17 protein-coding genes are annotated in these 16,623 nt (G+C 69.9%); 5 read left to right on the top strand and 12 right to left on the bottom strand.

Going from position 1 to position 16,623, the window contains the following annotated elements; genetic code table 11:
- The first annotated feature begins 88 nt into the window (after positions 1-88).
- On the top strand, positions 89-1,102 hold the full coding sequence (locus tag AB0I38_RS33800; RefSeq protein WP_358490009.1) for an ABC transporter permease: 1,014 nt from the start codon (positions 89-91) through the stop codon (positions 1,100-1,102).
- A 94-nt stretch (positions 1,103-1,196) separates the two neighbouring features.
- Here AB0I38_RS33800 and AB0I38_RS33795 read toward each other — a convergent pair whose 3' ends face one another.
- From AB0I38_RS33795 to AB0I38_RS33770, 6 genes are all read right to left on the bottom strand, one after another.
- A complete protein-coding gene (locus AB0I38_RS33795) occupies positions 1,197-2,381 on the bottom strand; it encodes a hypothetical protein (RefSeq protein WP_358490006.1) in 1,185 nt (394 codons plus the stop codon).
- A 52-nt stretch (positions 2,382-2,433) separates the two neighbouring features.
- Positions 2,434-3,375 (bottom strand): NADH-quinone oxidoreductase subunit NuoH, encoded by a 942-nt coding sequence (gene nuoH, locus AB0I38_RS33790; protein WP_358490003.1) that lies wholly within the window; start codon positions 3,373-3,375, stop codon positions 2,434-2,436.
- Between the two features lie 94 nt (positions 3,376-3,469).
- Positions 3,470-3,991: an NADH-quinone oxidoreductase subunit C gene (locus AB0I38_RS33785; RefSeq protein ID WP_358490001.1), complete on the bottom strand. Its 522-nt coding sequence runs from the start codon at positions 3,989-3,991 to the stop codon at positions 3,470-3,472.
- Entirely contained in the window at positions 3,988-4,518 is a 531-nt protein-coding gene (locus AB0I38_RS33780; protein ID WP_189125019.1) for a NuoB/complex I 20 kDa subunit family protein, read from the bottom strand. The genes AB0I38_RS33785 and AB0I38_RS33780 overlap by 4 nt, the downstream gene beginning before the upstream one ends.
- A 27-nt stretch (positions 4,519-4,545) precedes the next feature.
- A complete protein-coding gene (locus AB0I38_RS33775; RefSeq protein WP_358489998.1) occupies positions 4,546-5,805 on the bottom strand; it encodes a M48 family metallopeptidase in 1,260 nt (419 codons plus the stop codon).
- Between the two features lie 58 nt (positions 5,806-5,863).
- Entirely contained in the window at positions 5,864-6,235 is a 372-nt protein-coding gene (locus AB0I38_RS33770; RefSeq protein WP_358489996.1) for an NADH-quinone oxidoreductase subunit A, read from the bottom strand.
- Between the two features lie 86 nt (positions 6,236-6,321).
- Between AB0I38_RS33770 and AB0I38_RS33765 the strand changes: the two genes are divergently transcribed.
- The 4 genes from AB0I38_RS33765 to AB0I38_RS33750 all read left to right on the top strand — a co-directional run bounded on the left by AB0I38_RS33765 (position 6,322) and on the right by AB0I38_RS33750 (position 11,065).
- Positions 6,322-7,914 carry a polysaccharide deacetylase family protein gene (locus tag AB0I38_RS33765; RefSeq protein ID WP_358489994.1) on the top strand — a complete coding sequence of 531 codons (1,593 nt, stop codon included), beginning with the start codon at positions 6,322-6,324 and terminating at the stop codon, positions 7,912-7,914.
- Between the two features lie 48 nt (positions 7,915-7,962).
- Positions 7,963-8,058: a putative leader peptide gene (locus tag AB0I38_RS33760; RefSeq protein WP_358489990.1), complete on the top strand. Its 96-nt coding sequence runs from the start codon at positions 7,963-7,965 to the stop codon at positions 8,056-8,058.
- Positions 8,059-8,181: 123 nt separating this feature from the next.
- A complete protein-coding gene (locus AB0I38_RS33755; RefSeq protein WP_358489988.1) occupies positions 8,182-10,026 on the top strand; it encodes a 2-oxoacid:acceptor oxidoreductase subunit alpha in 1,845 nt (614 codons plus the stop codon).
- Complete coding sequence (locus AB0I38_RS33750; RefSeq protein WP_358489986.1) at positions 10,019-11,065, top strand: 2-oxoacid:ferredoxin oxidoreductase subunit beta; 1,047 nt, start codon at positions 10,019-10,021, stop codon at positions 11,063-11,065. Before AB0I38_RS33755 ends, AB0I38_RS33750 begins: the two co-directional genes overlap by 8 nt.
- A gap of 54 nt (positions 11,066-11,119) precedes the next feature.
- Here the strand turns inward: AB0I38_RS33750 and AB0I38_RS33745 are convergent, their stop codons facing one another.
- From AB0I38_RS33745 to AB0I38_RS33720, 6 genes are read right to left on the bottom strand one after another with little or no spacing between them, the layout of a single operon-like run.
- A complete protein-coding gene (locus tag AB0I38_RS33745; protein WP_358489983.1) occupies positions 11,120-11,812 on the bottom strand; it encodes a hypothetical protein in 693 nt (230 codons plus the stop codon).
- Positions 11,809-12,768 (bottom strand): NAD-dependent epimerase/dehydratase family protein, encoded by a 960-nt coding sequence (locus tag AB0I38_RS33740; protein ID WP_358489980.1) that lies wholly within the window; start codon positions 12,766-12,768, stop codon positions 11,809-11,811. The genes AB0I38_RS33745 and AB0I38_RS33740 overlap by 4 nt, the downstream gene beginning before the upstream one ends.
- A complete protein-coding gene (locus AB0I38_RS33735) occupies positions 12,765-14,072 on the bottom strand; it encodes a nucleotide sugar dehydrogenase (protein ID WP_358489976.1) in 1,308 nt (435 codons plus the stop codon). Before AB0I38_RS33735 ends, AB0I38_RS33740 begins: the two co-directional genes overlap by 4 nt.
- 23 nt (positions 14,073-14,095) lie before the next feature.
- The gene (locus AB0I38_RS33730) at positions 14,096-14,998 is read right to left on the bottom strand and encodes an endo alpha-1,4 polygalactosaminidase (protein ID WP_358489973.1); all 903 of its coding nucleotides are present in this window, start codon (positions 14,996-14,998) and stop codon (positions 14,096-14,098) included.
- Positions 14,999-15,009: 11 nt separating this feature from the next.
- The gene (locus AB0I38_RS33725) at positions 15,010-15,888 is read right to left on the bottom strand and encodes an NAD-dependent epimerase/dehydratase family protein (RefSeq protein WP_358489971.1); all 879 of its coding nucleotides are present in this window, start codon (positions 15,886-15,888) and stop codon (positions 15,010-15,012) included.
- A complete protein-coding gene (locus AB0I38_RS33720; protein ID WP_358489968.1) occupies positions 15,885-16,610 on the bottom strand; it encodes a sugar phosphate nucleotidyltransferase in 726 nt (241 codons plus the stop codon). Before AB0I38_RS33720 ends, AB0I38_RS33725 begins: the two co-directional genes overlap by 4 nt.
- Positions 16,611-16,623 lie beyond the last annotated feature (13 nt).

The raw sequence follows: 16,623 nt of genomic DNA, 5'->3' as shown, positions 1-16,623 counted from the left end.
GGGGGTGAGTGGGGAGGTCGAGGGCGCCTGGGAGTGGGTATGCGTCTCGGACGATCCATGACGCAAGCGAGCCTGAGCCTTGTCCCGAATGGTGCCCCGGGAACCCCGGAGCGTGCGACAAATATGGGCGGCGTTTCGCCGCTCGCCGTACCTGCCTGCGGTTGTGGTCCTGTTCATCGTCGCGGCCGCGGCCGGGCTGTTCGCGGGCTCCTACACGTATGCGATGGCCAACCCGACGCCGCACCGCATTCCGATGGCCGTCGTGGGGACGGGTGGGGCGGCGCAGCGGGCGGCGTTCGTGGCTGGGATGAGGAGCGAGCTGCGGGCAACGGTCGATCTGCGCAATTTCCGTACGTACCAGGGCGCTCTCCAGGCCGTCGAAGAGCAGCAGGTGTTCGCTGTCATCGAGGTGGTCGGGCGCCGGGCGGTGGTTCACGTGGTGGGCGCGGCGGGGGCGTCCATGGCCGAACTGGTGTCGAAGGCGGCACCGAAGGTCGGCGCGCGCATCGGGGTGCGTGTCACGGTGACGGATCTGAAGCCGCTACAGCCGGGCGACCCGCGAGGGCTGGCGCTGTTCTACATCTCGCTGGCGGCGGTGATCATGGGGTTCATCGGCGCGATACAGCTGAGCGTGCACGCCAAGGCCCTGAACCGGGCCGAGCTGATCGCGTTCATCGCCGCCTGCTCGATGCTGGGCGGGTTCGCGATCGCGGCGACGGTGGATTGGCTGCTCGGGGCGCTGGTTCTGCCGTTCGCGGAGTCGTGGCTGATCCTGGCGTTGACCATGTTCACCTCCGGCATGGTGTTCACGATGTTCAACTCGCTCATTGGCCGGTGGGCGATCGTGCCCACGTGGGGAGTGATGGTGCTCATCGGCAACCCGTCGTCGGGTGGAGCGGTGTCGTGGCCGCTGCTGCCATCGCCGTTCGGGGCGGTCGGGCGGTGGCTGCCGCCGGGCGCGTCGGTGAACGCCCAGCACACGGCCGTGTACTTCGGGGATCACCAGCACGCGATGCCGTTCCTGGTGCTGGCCGCCTGGGCGGCGATATCTTGCGGCGTCTTCTGCGCCTGGCACCGTCGACCGGGCGACGGCAGAATCTGACGAGGAGGCCCGGGACGGGCCTCGGCGCCAGTGGCCGGGCTCCCCTTCCAGCGCCCGAAGGCACGCGCGGGCGCGAAAGACGTTGGACCGCCGGTCAGGGGATCGCGTCTCGGCACGTCCGGGCCAGGTTGAGATACTCCTCGCGCGACACTCGGTGTACGGCCAGCCGCAGATGCTGTCGCTCAGCGAATCGCTGGGCCATGCCGGCGTCCCAGGGGCCCGGAAGGTGAAGGAGCGGCTGCCCGGTCGCGTTCAGGACGAAGAGGCCCACGGTGGATGGGACCGATGCCGCCGCGGCAGGCGGCCCGGAGCCCTTCTCCTCGGCAACGGGTGACGGCGCAGGTCCCGGCTCGGCAGAAGGTGGCGTACCGACATTCGGCGTGACCGACTGCGCGACGGTCGCCGCCGGCGTGGGTGCCGGGCCCCGGTCCGAGGTGATCGGCTGACCGACAGTCGACGCCGACGTAGGTGCCGGGCCCCGGTCCGAGGTGATCGGGCGCGCTGGTGGTGGTCTGAGGGGGGTCGGGGTGTAGTGGTAGAGGAGGAGGGTGGAGGCTTCTGAGCGGCGGGGGCCGATGCGGAGTTCGGGAATCTTCTCCTTGCCGCGCTCGATCCGCAGCCTGCCCTTCTGGACCGTCAGGTACGGCCCGCCGACCTGCGCCAACAGGGCACCGGTCCGGGTCCGCCGCCGTTTTAAGCGGGCCATGACGGGTCGCAGCACCAGGAGCGCCGGGCTGAAGAGGATCATCAGCCACTTGGCGTCCAGCAGGTCGAGCGCGACCCGGCCTACGAAGGAGAGGCCGCGCCAGGCCATCCAGGCGCCGCTCATGGCGAGGTAGGCCATCACGCCCAGCCCGACGACGCCGGCACAGAGAGCCACCAGGCCGCGCGATCGGCTGAGGAACGACGGGCGGCGGCCGTGCAGGCGGCGCCAGCCGGGGGCACGCGCGGCGAGCAGCACCCTGGCTTTCGCTGGCGCGTCGTGGTGGACGTTCGTGAGGTGGAGGCCCGCTGCGGCGGCAAAGTCCCTCGTGGGCCGGTGGTCCCAGGGACCGGGCAGGTCGAGGAGGACGAGTCCGTCCTCGTCGAGAGCCGCCAGACCGCCGATGGTTTCGTTCGGCGTGTCGGTGTGCTCCTGAACGTAGGAGTAGCGGTGGAGCGCGGCTGGTTTCACCCGGATCGCGGTGTCCGCCGCCTCGTCCGTGGCCGTGAGCGTCTGCCCGTCCCAGAACAGTGCGGTCTTGGTCGCTCCCTCGATCGGCCGCAGCCAAGCGTTCAAGAAGATCACATCCCGGAAAAGGCCCCTTATCTCCCTATCACGGAAGGGCGGGTCAGATCATGACCTTCACCACGCCGGTGAGCGCGAGCTGGACGAGGGCCAGGGGCACCAGCACGGCCCAGGCGAGCTTCTGCAACTGGTCTTCGCGCAGCCGGGGAAAGGTCACCCGCAGCCAGATCACCACGAAGGCCAGCAGGAACACCTTGGCCAGGGTCCACAGCCAGCCGGGCAGCAGCGGCCCGTGCCAGCCGCCGAGGAACAGCACGGTGGTCAGGAATGACAGCACGACGATGCCGACGTACTCGGAGAGCATGAACAGGGCGAACCGCATGCCCGTGTATTCGGTCATCGGGCCCATGATGATCTCGGACTCGGCGATCGGCATGTCGAACGGCGGGCGGCGCAGCTCGGCCAGCCCGGCCATGAAGAACACCACGGCGCCGATCGCCTGCCAGGGCAGCCACCACCACTGCCACGCCTCGACGATGCCGGGCAGGGAGAGGGTGCCCGCGGCCATCGCCACGGAGGAGGCGGCCAGCACCAGCGGCAGCTCGTACGACATGAGCTGGGCGGCCGATCGCATGCCGCCGAGCAACGAGTATTTGTTGGCCGAGGCCCACCCGGCGATGATCGAGCCGAGCACGCCGACGCCCATCACCGCGAGCACGAAGAACAGGCCGAGGTCGAGGTCGACGCCGACCAGCCCGTCGTCGAGGGGGATGGCGATCATCACGACGAGGTACGGCACCAGCGCCACGCCGGGGGCGATCATGAAGATGCGCCGGTCGGCGGCGGCCGGGATGATGTCCTCCTTCTGCGCGAACTTCACCCCGTCGGCGATCAGCTGCGCCCAGCCGTGGAACCCGCCGGCGTACATCGGCCCAAGGCGCGACTGCATGTGGGCCATCGTCTTGTGCTCGACCTGGCCGATGATCAGCGGCAGCACCAGGAAGACGACGAGGATGACGGCGAAGGTGAGCAGCACCTCAAGCATCGGATGGCCCCCAGTCGAGCAGCACCTCAAGCATCGGGCGACCCCCAGGTGAGCAGCACGTCAGGCATCGGGCGACCCCCAGTCGAGCGGCACGTCAGGCATCGGGTGGCCCCCAGTCGGCCGGGACTCCGGGCGGAAGCGTCTTGCGGCGGCTGGGCGCGCCGTGCCCCGACTCGCCGGGTTCTTTGGCGCCGGGCCACGCCTTGGCCACGCGGGCGGCGAGGATGAAGTCCTTGCGCAGCGGGTGGCCTTCGAACCCGTCGGGCAGCAGCAGCGGCACCAGGTGGGGGTGGCCGTCGAAGGTCACGCCGAACATCTCGTACGTCTCGCGCTCGTGCCAGTCGGCGCCCCGGAAGACGCCCACGGCAGAAGGCAGGTGCGGGTCGGAGCGCGGGATCCGGGTGCGCACCAGCAGCCGCCGGCAGCCGACCGGGTCGTAGAGGTGGGCGACGACGAAGAAGTCCTCGGGCGGGTCGTCGACCCCGGTCAGCCAGTCGAAGAAGGTGTAGCCGGAGTCGCGGAGCTCGGTCAGGACGCCGACCCAGTCGCCGGGCGCCACGTCGGCCGTGGTCTCGCCGTAGGACTCGGAGATCTCGGCCCGCTCGACGAGGCTCACGCCTCCTCCCCGTGGGCTCGGGACCAGAGGTAGCGGTCTTCGAGCTTCTCCCCCGCGATCTTCTCCTGCAGCTTCATGATCCCGTAGAGCAGCGCCTCGGGCCTGGGCGGGCAGCCGGGCACGTAGACGTCGACGGGGATGATCTGGTCGACGCCGTTGGTCACGCAGTAGGAATCCCAGTAGGGGCCGCCGGTGTTGGAGCAGGCGCCGAACGAGATCACGTACTTGGGGTCGGGCATCTGCTCGTACAGCCGCTTGACGGCGGGGGCCATCTTGTCGGTGACCGTGCCCGAGACGATCATCAGGTCGGCCTGCCGGGGCCCGTTGGCGAACGGGATCACCCCGAACCTGATGAAGTCGTGCCGGCTCGTCGAGGTCGCGATGAACTCGATGGCACAGCAGGCCAGCCCGAAGTTGAACACCCACAGGGAGTAGCGCCGCCCCCAGTTGAGGATGAAGCGCATGGGCTTGGGCGCCAGCCGTGAGCCAGGCCCGACCGTGGGCATCGGGAGATCCGTTGCTGCCATACTGCCCATTCTTGCTCGGAATGCTGGTCAGGCAAAGGAGACCTCTCGCCGGGCCGCACCCAGCTCCTCGGCGATCTCGGCGAAGCGCGGCTCCAGCTCGGCCTGGACGGCCTCGTCCTCAAGGTCGCGCAGTCGTACGGCGGCGGTGTCGTGCCCCAGCGACCGGACGAACTCCACACGCAGATCGAGCGGCGGGTGGGAGTCGGCGAAGTGCCTGGGCTCTCTGGCCATCAGCCTGCGGCGGCGTTCGAGCTCGTGGGCGGGCAGCTGGGCCTGCCGCTCGGTCAGCCGCCGCCAGACGGTCGTGCCCAGCGTGGCCGACAGCCAGCTCAGCTCGTTCAGGTCGACGGGGGCGGTGGCGAGCTTGTCGAGCATCGCGGCGGCTGCTCCGGACGAGGCCACCCGCGCGGCCCGCTCGTCGGCGACGTACTCGGCTTGCCTGGCGGACCGGGTCGTGGTGATGAGGAGCAGGAAACCCAGCAGCCCGATGGCGAACCCGGCCAGGCGCATCACGATGATGAGCACCAGCAGGGCGAGGCTGGCGATGCTCTGACCTGCGGCTTCGGCCGACTCCTCGCCCGTCTCCGCCGCGCCGCGGGTGGCCCGCCGGACGGCGTCGAGGCCGGCGAGGGCGGTGTTCGCGAGTCTCGAATGCCGGATGTCGCCGTTGCTGGAGTGGCTCAACTCGTGGGCGAGCAGCGCGATGCGTTCCTGAGGTTCGAGCATCGCCCAGAGCGGCGCGCCGAGGCAGAGCAGGCGCCTGCCGCGCAGGCCGATCTGCCCGTAGGAGGCGTTGAACTCCGCCGTCACCAGGACCGTGTCCACCTTGGCTGCGCCGACCTCGGCGCCGACCCGGTCCAGCAGGCCGAACAGGCGTGGCGCCGACTCCCTGGTGAGCACGGGAGCCGTGCGCGCCAGCCGGCCGAAGCGCGGGCGCATCAGCCACGCCGCGCCGAGCAGCAGCGCGGCGAGGGCCCAGCCGACGAAGTTCGGCAGGATGACCGCGATCCAGACGCCGGCGACCGCCGAGCCGGCGGCGAGCAGGTGGATGAGTGCGGCCAGCACCGATGACAGCACCCGGGAGGCGCCGCCGCCCGACACCCGCGCGCCCCTCCTGAGCACCTGGGCGTGCTGCCCCGCCGTCAGGCGGTCGGTGAGGGCCACGCCGAGTGAGCGCTTGCGCGGCGGCTCGGACAGGTTCCACTCACAGGACGGGCACCACGCCGGGTACCGGCCGTCTTTGACGATGGAAATGCCACATTCCGGACAGGATCTCTCCGTCTGCATGACGACGAAGCGTGTCAGAGCTCACAAAGGGTGCGCTGGCGAACGCTGAAACCCGGATTCAGGTCCAGCTCAGCACGCGCTTGCGCCAGGCGTAGAGGATGCCGAGCGCGATGACGCCGAGGAAGACGAACATCTCGACCAGCGTCGTCAGCCCGTAACCGGGCGCGTCGAACACCGTGGCCCAGGGGAAGAGGAAGACCGCGTCGACGGCGAAGATCACGTAGAGGTAGGTGAAGACGTAGTAGCGGACCTGGGACTGCGCCCAGCCGCCGCCCACGGGATCGACGCCGCACTCGTAGCTGGTCAGCTTCTCGGGCGTGGGCCTGGTCGGGCGCAGGAGACGGTTGATCAGCAGGGCTCCGGCCACGATGCCCACGCCGATCGCGAACAGCGCGGCGGCCAGGAGGTAGGACCTGAAATAACCGTCCATATCACGATCGTAACCCAGTCAAAGCCTCTGGCCCCATAGTCCAAAATGGGGGTAAAAGGCGTTTATACGGCCATACTGTGTCACGCATGCACAAAATGCGATTCTTCGGAGGAATCGCGTTGGTGGCCATGTCCGTGACGGGTTGCGGGCTGCTCTCCGCTTCCCCCGAGCGGGACGTCCTCGTCCCGGCAGAGCCGACCATGATCGACTTTATCGAGCCCGCCGGAGTCTCCGGGCTGAGCACCAGGACGCTGGCCCCCGCCGGCGCCGAGCACGTGTACGTCAGCTACCCCCACCTGAAGGACACCCCCCGGCTCAACGAGGCGCTGCGCGAGGAGGCCGGCCGCCTGGTGCGCGACTTCCGCGAGGAGGCCGGTCCGGGCGCCGGGGCCGCAGCCGACCTCCCCGAGCTGAACGTCGACTGGCAGCTCACCGCCGCCTCTGGCCGGATCATCGGGGTACGGCTGCGCACCGGCCGCCACCTCGGCACCGGCTGGACCTACTCCACCAGGACCCTCTGGTACGACCGCCAGAGCGGCCGAGCCGTCGGCTCCCCCGGCCTGCTCTCCGGCAAGGACGCCGTCGGCACGCTGACCGGGCTGGTCAAGGACGGGCTGAAGGACCGGGGCGCCGCCGTGAGCCTGGGCCGGCTGTCGACCGAGGACGACGTGTTCGACTCGCTGACGTTCAACCGGTCCGGCGACCTCGTGGTGGAGTTCGACGACTGCCAGCTCGGGCCCTGCTCTCTGGGACGGCTGGCGGTGGCCGTACCCGCCGAGCAGGCCGAGCCGCTGCTGTCGGAGACGGGCCGCGCGGCGCAAGGCAGCGCGCGGGAGCGTGGCCGCCGGCCCCTGGAGACCGCCGAGGCCGTGCCGCCACCAGAGAAGGATCAGGCGCCCGTTCCCGACGCCGCCAGCTCGAAGGCGGGCACGGTGGACTGCGCGAAGGTCAAGTGCCTGGCGCTGACCTTCGACGACGGGCCGGGCCCCGGCACGGCCCGGCTGCTCGACGCGCTGCGGAGGGCGGACGCGCGGGCGACGTTCTTCACGGTCGGCGCCAACGCCGCGGCCGAGCCCGGCCTGGTGCGCCGCATACGGGACGAGGGGCATCTGGTGGGGAACCACACCTGGTCGCACCGGGACCTGTCGACGCTCCCCACCAGCAAGATCGGCGACTCGCTGGAGCGTACCCAGGACACGCTGACCGCCGCCATCGGCCAGACGCCCAGGCTGGTGCGCCCGCCGTACGGGTCGGTGAGCGAGGACCTGCTGGAGGTGGCGCGGAAGATGGGGCTCACGCTCGTCGGCTCCGACGTCGATCTCTCCGGCGAAACCGGCGAAACCGCCGAGACCACCGAGACCGGCAAGACCGGCAAGACCACCGAGTCCGGCAAGGACGGCAAGGGCGACGCGGCCGGCGAGACCTCGGAGGCGATCGTCGCGCGCGCCGTCAAGAGCGCGCGGAACGGGGCGATCATCCTGGTGCGTGAGACCCATCACGCGTCCGTCGAGGCGATTTCGGACATCCTGCACCAGCTCCGCGGGAAGGGTTACGTCTTCGTCACCGTTCCAGAGCTGTACGGCTCCGCGGGGATGGAGACAGGACACCTCTATCCGTCACGACTCGGCGGGGATGGCGGCCGGACAGCTGGACCCGCCCGGCGCGCGGGCGATGGGTAGGCAACCCTGACCGAGCCCACGGCATAGAGGGACGTATAGTTGGCGATCGTGACCCGTACCGTCCTCTTCGCCCGCCTGCACGTGGACCTGTGCAGACTCGCCGCCGGGCTGTGTCACGCCTACGGATCTCCCGCTACCCCTTGAACGCCCACCACGTTTACCCGCATTTGCGGCGAGGGAAACGTGTTGACCCTCGCGAGGATCTAGCATGGAAATTGACTACGCGCCACAGCGACCGCGCCCTGGCGCGTCGAGGAGGACTGAGCTGTGACTAAGCAGGTCCAGCAACTCGACCGAGTGATCATCAGATTCGCCGGAGACTCCGGCGACGGCATGCAACTCACCGGCGACCGTTTCACCGCGGGCACGGCCGAATTCGGCAACGACCTGTCGACTCTGCCCAACTTCCCCGCCGAGATCCGCGCGCCCGCAGGGACCCTGCCGGGCGTGTCGAGTTTCCAGCTTCACTTCGCCGACCACGACATTCTCACCCCCGGCGACGCCCCCAACGTGCTCGTCGCGATGAACCCCGCCGCGCTCAAGGCCAACCTCGGTGACCTGCCGCGCGGCGCCGACATCATCGCCAACACCGACGAGTTCACCAAGCGCAACCTGCAGAAGGTCGGCTACGCCGCCAGCCCGCTCGACGACGAGTCGCTGAGCGAGTGGCGCGTCCACGCGGTGCCGCTGACGTCGCTGACGGTCAAAGCCCTTGAGGGCTTCGACCTGTCCAAGAAGGACGCCGAGCGCTCCAAGAACATGTTCGCCCTCGGCCTGCTCTCCTGGCTCTACCACCGGCCGACCGAGCACACGATCTCCTTCCTGGAGCAGAAGTTCGCCAAGAAGCCCGAGATCGCCAAGGCCAACATCGCGGCCTTCCAGGCCGGCTGGAACTACGGCGAGACCACCGAGTCGTTCTCGGTGTCGTACGAGGTCAAGCCGGCCAAGCTGACCCCGGGCGTCTACCGCAACATCTCCGGCAACCAGGCGCTGGCCTACGGCCTGATCGCGGCCTCGGTGCAGTCGAAGCTGCCGTTGTTCCTCGGCTCCTATCCGATCACCCCGGCCAGCGACATCCTGCACGAGCTGTCGCGGCACAAGGAGTTCGGCATCCGCACCTTCCAGGCGGAGGACGAGATCGCGGGCGTCGGCGCGGCGCTGGGCGCGGCGTTCGGCGGGGCGCTCGGCGTCACGACGACGTCGGGTCCCGGGGTGGCGCTCAAGGCCGAGACCGTCGGTCTGGCGGTCACCACCGAGCTGCCGCTGATCGTGGTCGACGTGCAGCGGGCCGGCCCGAGCACCGGCATGCCGACCAAGACCGAGCAGACCGACCTGCTGATGGCCCTGTTCGGCCGCAACGGCGAGTCGCCCGTGCCGGTCGTGGCGCCGATGTCGCCCAGCGACTGCTTCGACGCGGCCATCGAGGCGGCCCGGATCGCGGTCAAGTACCGCACTCCGGTCATGCTGCTCTCCGACGGCTACCTGGCCAACGGCTCGGAGCCCTGGCGGCTGCCCGAGGTCTCCGAGCTGCCGGACATCTCGCAGGAGTTCACGACCGCCCCCAACGGCGCCGACGGCGAGTTCCTGCCGTTCAAGCGCGACCCCGACACCCTCGCCCGCCCCTGGGCCATCCCGGGCACCGCGGGTCTGGAGCACCGGATCGGCGGCATCGAGAAGGCCGACGGCACGGGCAACATCTCCTACGATCCCAACAACCACGACCTGATGGTCAGGACCCGCGCGGCCAAGATCGACGGGATCGACGTGCCCGAGCTGGACGTCGACGACCCCGACGGCGACGCCCGCGTGCTCGTCCTGGGCTGGGGTTCCACCTACGGCCCGATCGCGGCGGCCGTGCGGCGCATCAGGAAGAGCGGCGGCAAGATCGCGCAGGCGCATCTGCGTCACCTCAACCCGCTCCCCGCCAACACCGGTGATGTGCTGCGCCACTACGACAAGGTGCTGCTGCCCGAGATCAACCTCGGCCAGCTGGCGCTGCTGCTGCGGGCGCGCTACCTCGTCGACATCATCAGCTACAACCGGGTGCGCGGCCTGCCGTTCAAGGCCGAGGAGCTGGCCGGAGTGATCCAGGACGTGATCGACAGTGACTGAGCTGGTAAACGGGAAGGGCCTGACGCTCATCCCCAAGACCGACGCTAAGCAGACCCTGAAGGACTTCAAGTCCGACCAGGAGGTGCGCTGGTGCCCCGGTTGCGGTGACTACGCGATCCTGGCCGCGGTGCAGAGCTTTCTGCCCGAGCTGGGGCTGCGGCGCGAGAACATCGTGTTCGTCTCCGGCATCGGCTGTTCGTCGCGCTTCCCCTACTACCTCAACACCTACGGCTTCCACTCGATCCACGGCCGCGCACCGGCGATTGCGACCGGGCTCGCGGCCAGCAGGCCCGACCTGTCGGTCTGGGTGATCACGGGTGACGGTGACGCGCTGTCGATCGGCGGCAACCACCTGATCCACGCGCTGCGCCGCAATGTCAACCTCAACATCCTGCTGTTCAACAACAGGATCTACGGCCTGACCAAGGGCCAGTACTCTCCCACCTCCGAGGTCGGCAAGATCACCAAGTCGACGCCGATGGGGTCGCTGGACAAGCCGTTCAACCCGATCTCGCTGGCCCTCGGCGCCGAGGCCTCGTTCGTGGCCAGGACGCTCGACTCCGACCGTAAGCACCTGCAGTCGGTGCTGCGCGAGGCGACCGCCCACCGCGGCACGTCGCTGGTGGAGATCTACCAGAACTGCAACATCTTCAACGACAACGCCTTCGAGCCGCTCAAGGACCCCGAGGTCCGCGACGAGATCACGCTGCGCCTGGAGCACGGGCAGCCGATCGCGTCCGCGTCCAAGGCGGTCGTGCGCGCGGCGAGCGGCGGCATCGAGGTGGTCCCGAGGGCCGAGGCCGGCGACGACCGCATTCTGGTGCACGACGCGCACAACCCCGACCCGTCGCTGGCGTTCGCGCTGTCGCGGCTGGACGAGCCGTCCTTCGAGCACGTGCCGATCGGCATCTTCCGTCAGGTCGACCGGCCGGCGTACGACGTGCTGATGGCCGAGCAACTGGACGAGGCCGTGGCCCAGAAGGGGCCGGGCGACCTCGGCGGGCTGCTCATGGGCGGCGACACCTGGCGCATCGGCTGACGCACCGCCACCGCCGCCCGGCATCCGGGCGGCGGCACGCGGGCGGGGGCGACGTCAGATGCGTGACAGCACCCGGTCGCTGACGAAGCAGAGCATCCCGAACTCCCGCGCCCGCCGCTGGGCGAAGTCGGACAGCTCGTCGTCGTCGGCGTAGTCCAGCGCGTACAGGTCGACGTCGAGCTCCAGCAGGCGCTCGGCCACCGACGCGTGCGCCTCCAGGACGTCGTCGGGCCAGGGCGCGTAGCTCTCGGTGTCGACCCAGCGGGCCGAGAACGACTCGAACAGGACGCCGTCCACCAGGTCGGCCATCTTCGGCAGCAGCCCGAACCCGCGGTTGGCCAGGAGGTATTCGGGCCGGGCCTCCTCTCTGATCGCCGCGATGAGGGTGAGCAGGTGCGGCAGGTCCTCGGGGTAGGTCTGCTCCAGGTTGAGCGTGTCGAGGAACAGACCGCCGAAGCCGGCGGCCATGGCCGCCGTCGCCTGGTCCACCACGTGCGCCACCCAGCGCGGGTCGCCCACGTGGACGAACGCGCCACCCCAGTCGGGGTTGCGTTCGGGGCGGTGCCAGGGCGCGGGCGGCCCGACGTCCTCCGACAGTGACAGGTAGCCCAGGGTCTGGACTCCTCGCTTGCTCAGCAGGTCGAGCTCGCGCCTGGGGTAGAAGTCGGCCTGCAGGACGACCTTGTCGAACTGGGAGAGCCGCTCCAGCTCCCCCGCTCCGTAGTAGAACGCGATGGGCTGGGTCATGCCGTCCACGACTCCCGATACCACTCGAAGGTTCGGCGAACTCCTTCTTCCAGGGAGACGCGTGGTTCGTACCCGGTGAGCTCGCGGAGCCGGGTGAGGTCGGGGCAGCGGCGCGCGACCGAGCCCTGGGGGGCGGGCACCTCGCGGATGGCGGGGTCGGCGCCCGCGACGCGGAGGACGAGCTTGGCCAGGTCGCCGATGTTGGTCTCCTCGGTGTCGTCGCCGATGTGCACGATCTGCCCCGAGGCGGCCGGGGTGGCCATGAGGCGGACCATCGCCTCGGTGGCGTCGTCGACGTAGCAGAAGGCCCTGCTCTGCTCCGAGCCGTACAGGGTGAAGGGGTTCTCGCCGCGGGTGGCCCGCAGCGCCAGCTCGGGGATGACGTGGTCGGCGCCCATCCGGGGGCCGTAGATGTTGTGGAAGCGGCCGATGACGGCCGTGAACCCCTTGGCGCGGGCGGTGTGCAGGACCGCCGCCTCGCCGAGCAGCTTGCTGATGGCGTAGGTGAAGCGTGCGGAGCCCACGTCCTCGATCATCACCGGCACGCTCTCCGGGGTGGGGACGGGCACCGTGCCCGCGCTGACCCCGCCCGCGTACACCTCGCTGGTGGAGGCGAAGAACAGCCGGTCGTCCGGGCCGAGCCAGTCGAGCAGGTGCATCAGCACGAGCGTGTTGACCCGGATGACCCTGGCCGGGCCGGACTCGACGTTCCGCACGCCGACGACCGCGGCGAGCAGGTAGATCTGGTCCCAGCCCCGCTCGATGGCCGCGTAGGACGCCGGGTCGGTCAGGTCGGCCGATCTCACGTCGGCCCGCGCGGCGAGCTCGGCCAGCGCGGGATCGCGGCGGCCTCGGGAGAAGTCGTCGACGACGGTGACCTCGTGTCCGTCGGCGAGCAGCCGGCGGGCGAGGTGCAGCCCGATGAACCCGGCCCCGCCCAGCAGGAGGACTCTCATGACGCGCGCTCCTTCGCCAGATAACCGATGCCGGCGTAGCGGACGCCGTGCCGGACCACCGCGTCCTCGTCGAGGATGCGCCACGAGTCGAAGAGCACGCGCAGGCCGGACGAGGCGAGCCTGGCCTCGACCTCGATGCCCCGGTAGTCGGGGTGGTCGTTGATGATGATCATGGCGTCGGCCGTGGCGAACGCCTTGTCCAGGCTGACGGGCTCGCCGCCGTATTCACGGATGACCTCGTCACCGACCAGGGGGTCGTGCCCCTGGACGGTCAGGCCGGCGGCGGCGAAGACCGGCATCATGTCGGCGATCGGGGTGCCGCGCATGTCGTCGGTGGCGGGCCAGCCCTTGTAGGCCCAGCCGAGCACCGACAGCCTGATCCCCTCGGTGCGGCCGAACGTCTCGCCGACCAGCTCCACGACGCGCTCGGCGACGTGCGCGGGCAGCCGCTCGTTCAGCGACCGCGCCCCGCCCACCAGGTACGGCCGGTGCGTCGGGCCCGCGCTGGCCAGCATGATGTACGGGTCCTTCGACAGGCAGCCGCCGCCCACGTAGCCGGGCTTGGCCAGGTCGGGCCGGGGATAGTCGAGGTTGGTCGCCCGGATGACCTCCAGCGGGTCGAGCCCGTTCTGCTCGGCGATGAGCGCCAGCTCGTTGCCGAAGGCGTAGATCAGGTCGGTGTGGCAGTTGTTGGAGAGCTTGACCATCTCGGCCGTCTCCAGGCTGGAGACGGGCACGATCTGGTCGGCGAGGCCCTCGAACAGGTCGACGCCCGCCCGCAGGCTGTCCTCGTCGAGCCCGCCGATCACCTGGGGCAGTTCGACGAGCTCGCGGAGCGCCTGGCCCTGGATCGTCCGTTCGGGCGCCATGACCAGCCGTGCCCGTCCCCAGCGGGCGGTGAGCGCGGGCAGCACGATCGCGCGGCTGGTGCCGATCGGCACCGTGCTGCGGACCACGACCAGGGTGTCCGGACCGCACACCTCGGCCACCTGTTCGGCCGCCGCGGCGAGGTTGTCCAGCTGGGGCACGCCCGTGGACAGGTCGACGGGGGTGGAGACCGACAGGATGGCCGCGTCCAGCGGCTCGGCGGGCAGCCGGTCGGAGATGTGGATCGAGGTGCCGAGGAACTCCTCGAAGGCCTCCTCCACTCCCGGCTCGAACACGTGGATCCGGCCGTTGGACAGGGCCTCGACCACGCTGGGGTTGGCGTCCACACCGTGCACGGTGTAGCCGCGCCGCGCGAGGGCGGCGGCCAGCGTCAGACCCACATAACCCATGCCGACAATGCCGACATTTTTCGGCATTTCTGGCTCCTTTCTGCCGTGTTTCACTTACAGGGCGGGCTGATTCGATCGAGGGCAACTGTGGTGACATTTCCCGCTATGCCGAGTTTTCGATAACGAGAACAGGCATTCATGACATTCGTCGCCGAACTCGCATAGTCGGTCGCGAACACCGCTTTCCCTTGCTTGTGCAGAGCCATGGCGTTGGCGAGATTCTCACCACACCATTTCTCGTCACAGGGATCGTCCGTCGCCTTGAAGAACAGCTCCTCCATGCCGATGCCGTCGATCGCCCGGGTGTATCCGGGGTGGTGCCGGAGCTCCGGGGAGTTCTGCGGGACGACGGCGAAGCCGGGGCGGCTCCGCTTGGCGTGCGCGCTGATCCGGACGATCAGGTCGACCATGTCGCGGGCCAGGCGGTCACGGGTCCGGCCCCGCACCCGGGCCAGGTCGATCTCCTCGTAGGCCAGCGGGGTGTCGAGATAGACCCCGTCGAAGCCGGCCAGCAGCGCCTGGTCGACCCTGGGCCTGACGACCTGCTGCCACCAGCGCGGGTCCCAGTACTTCACGAAGTGCTCGTCCGGCCAGTCCTTCCAGACGTTGAGCAGGAGGTCGGCGTGCTGGTCACGCAGCGGACGGTACTCGGTCCTGAACTCCTCGATCGAGCCGATCTCGAAGTACGCGAGCACCTTCTTGCCGCTGCCCCGCAGGCGGGCGATCTCGCCGCGGGTGAAGTAGCCCTTGACGGTGCCGTCGCGGGAGAGATCGATGATCGCCAGCTGGTGCGGCGCGCGGGCCAGCTCATCCAGGCGGCCCTTCGGATACTTCTCCAGGACGTACGTGAAGGTGGAGATCTCACCCAGCCCCCGCGGGCGGGCGGCCGGCGAGCCGGTCGCGCAGGACGCCAGCGTGGCCATCGCGACCCCCGCGTGCAGGAAGGAACGCACCCCGTCTCCCCTCACACCATCGCCTTGACCGAATCGCCGAGCTGGAACCGGGGCTGCCAGCCCAGCACCTGCCGGGCCCGGTCGATGTCGGCCCGGCTCCAGTCGACGGCCGGGGACCGGGCCGACCCCAGCGCGCTCTCCCGCACCTCGCCCGCGAACCCCGACTCCTCGGCCAGCAACCCGACCACGTCGCGGACCGCGACCGCGACGCCGCTGCCGACGTTGAAGACCCGTTCGGTCAGCTCCGCCGCGAAGCCCGCGCTCACCACCGCCTCGGCCACGTCGCGCACGTCCACGAAGTCGCGGTAGGCGCCGAGCGGGCCCATGTCGATGCGATCGAGCCCGTCCGTGACGGCCCGGTCGAGGAGCGCCCGGGCCCGGCCCAGCACGCTCTCGCCGCTGATGCCGGGGCCGATGGGATTGAAGATCCGCAGCGAGGCGCCGTCGAGCCTGCCCTCGGCGGCGGCCTGCTCGACCAGGAGCGTGCCGGCCAGATGGCTGACGCCGTACGCGCTGACCGGGCACACCGCGTCCTGCTCGCGCAGCGAGTGGTCCGGCCTCGCCGGGCCGTACTCGGCGGCGGATCCCAGGCGGACGAACCTGGCCTTCGGCGTCACCTGGGCCATCGCCTCGATGAGGATCGCGGTGACCCCGGCGTTGCCGCGCACCAGCTCGTCGTATCCGCCCGACAGCCGGCCCACGCAGTTGAGCACCACCGAGGGCCGGACGGCCGCCAGCAGGTCGGCCACGTCGGCCACCGACGCGGCGAGCAGGTCGAGCCGGGCCCTGCCGGGACACAGCATCTGGGTCACCCGCGAGTCCGCCGCCAATCGGTCCTTCACCTGGCGGCCGAGGAACCCCGTGGCGCCGAACAACACGACGGCGGTCATCGCACCCGCTCCCGCGCCGGCAGCAGCTGCGCCCGGATCTCGTCGAACCGGGCGTTGGCCTCGTCGTAGTCGTCGGGCCGCCCGATGTCGAGCCAGTAGCCGTCGAACTCGAAGATGCCCGGCGGGGTGTCCTTCGCGAGCAGGTCGAGCACCAGCTCGTCGAAGCCGAACGGCAGGCCGTCCTCGTAGTGCGCGATCGTCTCGCGCGACAGGGCATAGACCCCCATGCTCACCAGGTAGCTGAGCAGGGGCTTCTCCTTGAAGCCGACGATCCGCCCGGCCTGCGCTTCGAGCACCCCGAAGTCGATCTTCACGACGCGCGGCGAGGTGGCGACCGTGAGCGGCAGGCCCGAACTGGTGTGGCGGGTCAGCACCTCGGCGTAGTTGAGCGTGGTGAGGACGTCGCCGTTCATCACCAGGAAGTCGTCGGGCAGCTGGTTCCTGATCGGGAACAGCGGGCCGATGGTGGACAGCGGCTTGACCTCCTCGGTGTAGTCCACCTTCAGGTCCCAGCGAGAGCCGTCACCGACGAACGCGCGGATGAGCGGGCTGAGATGCCCCACCGCGAGCGTCGCGTTGGTGAACCCCTGCGAGGTGAGCTGCTGCAGGATGATGTCGAGGATCGCGTACTCCTCGCCGATGGGCACCAGCGGTTTGGGCAGGGCCGAGGTGTACGGACGCAGGCGAACACCCTTGCCACCGGCCAGAATGACGACGTGCATGATGGTTCCCTTC

Source organism: Nonomuraea cavernae, from assembly GCF_040655715.1.
In the GTDB taxonomy this organism is placed as follows: domain Bacteria; phylum Actinomycetota; class Actinomycetes; order Streptosporangiales; family Streptosporangiaceae; genus Nonomuraea; species Nonomuraea cavernae_A.
This window is presented reverse-complemented; position numbering and strand designations above follow the sequence as displayed.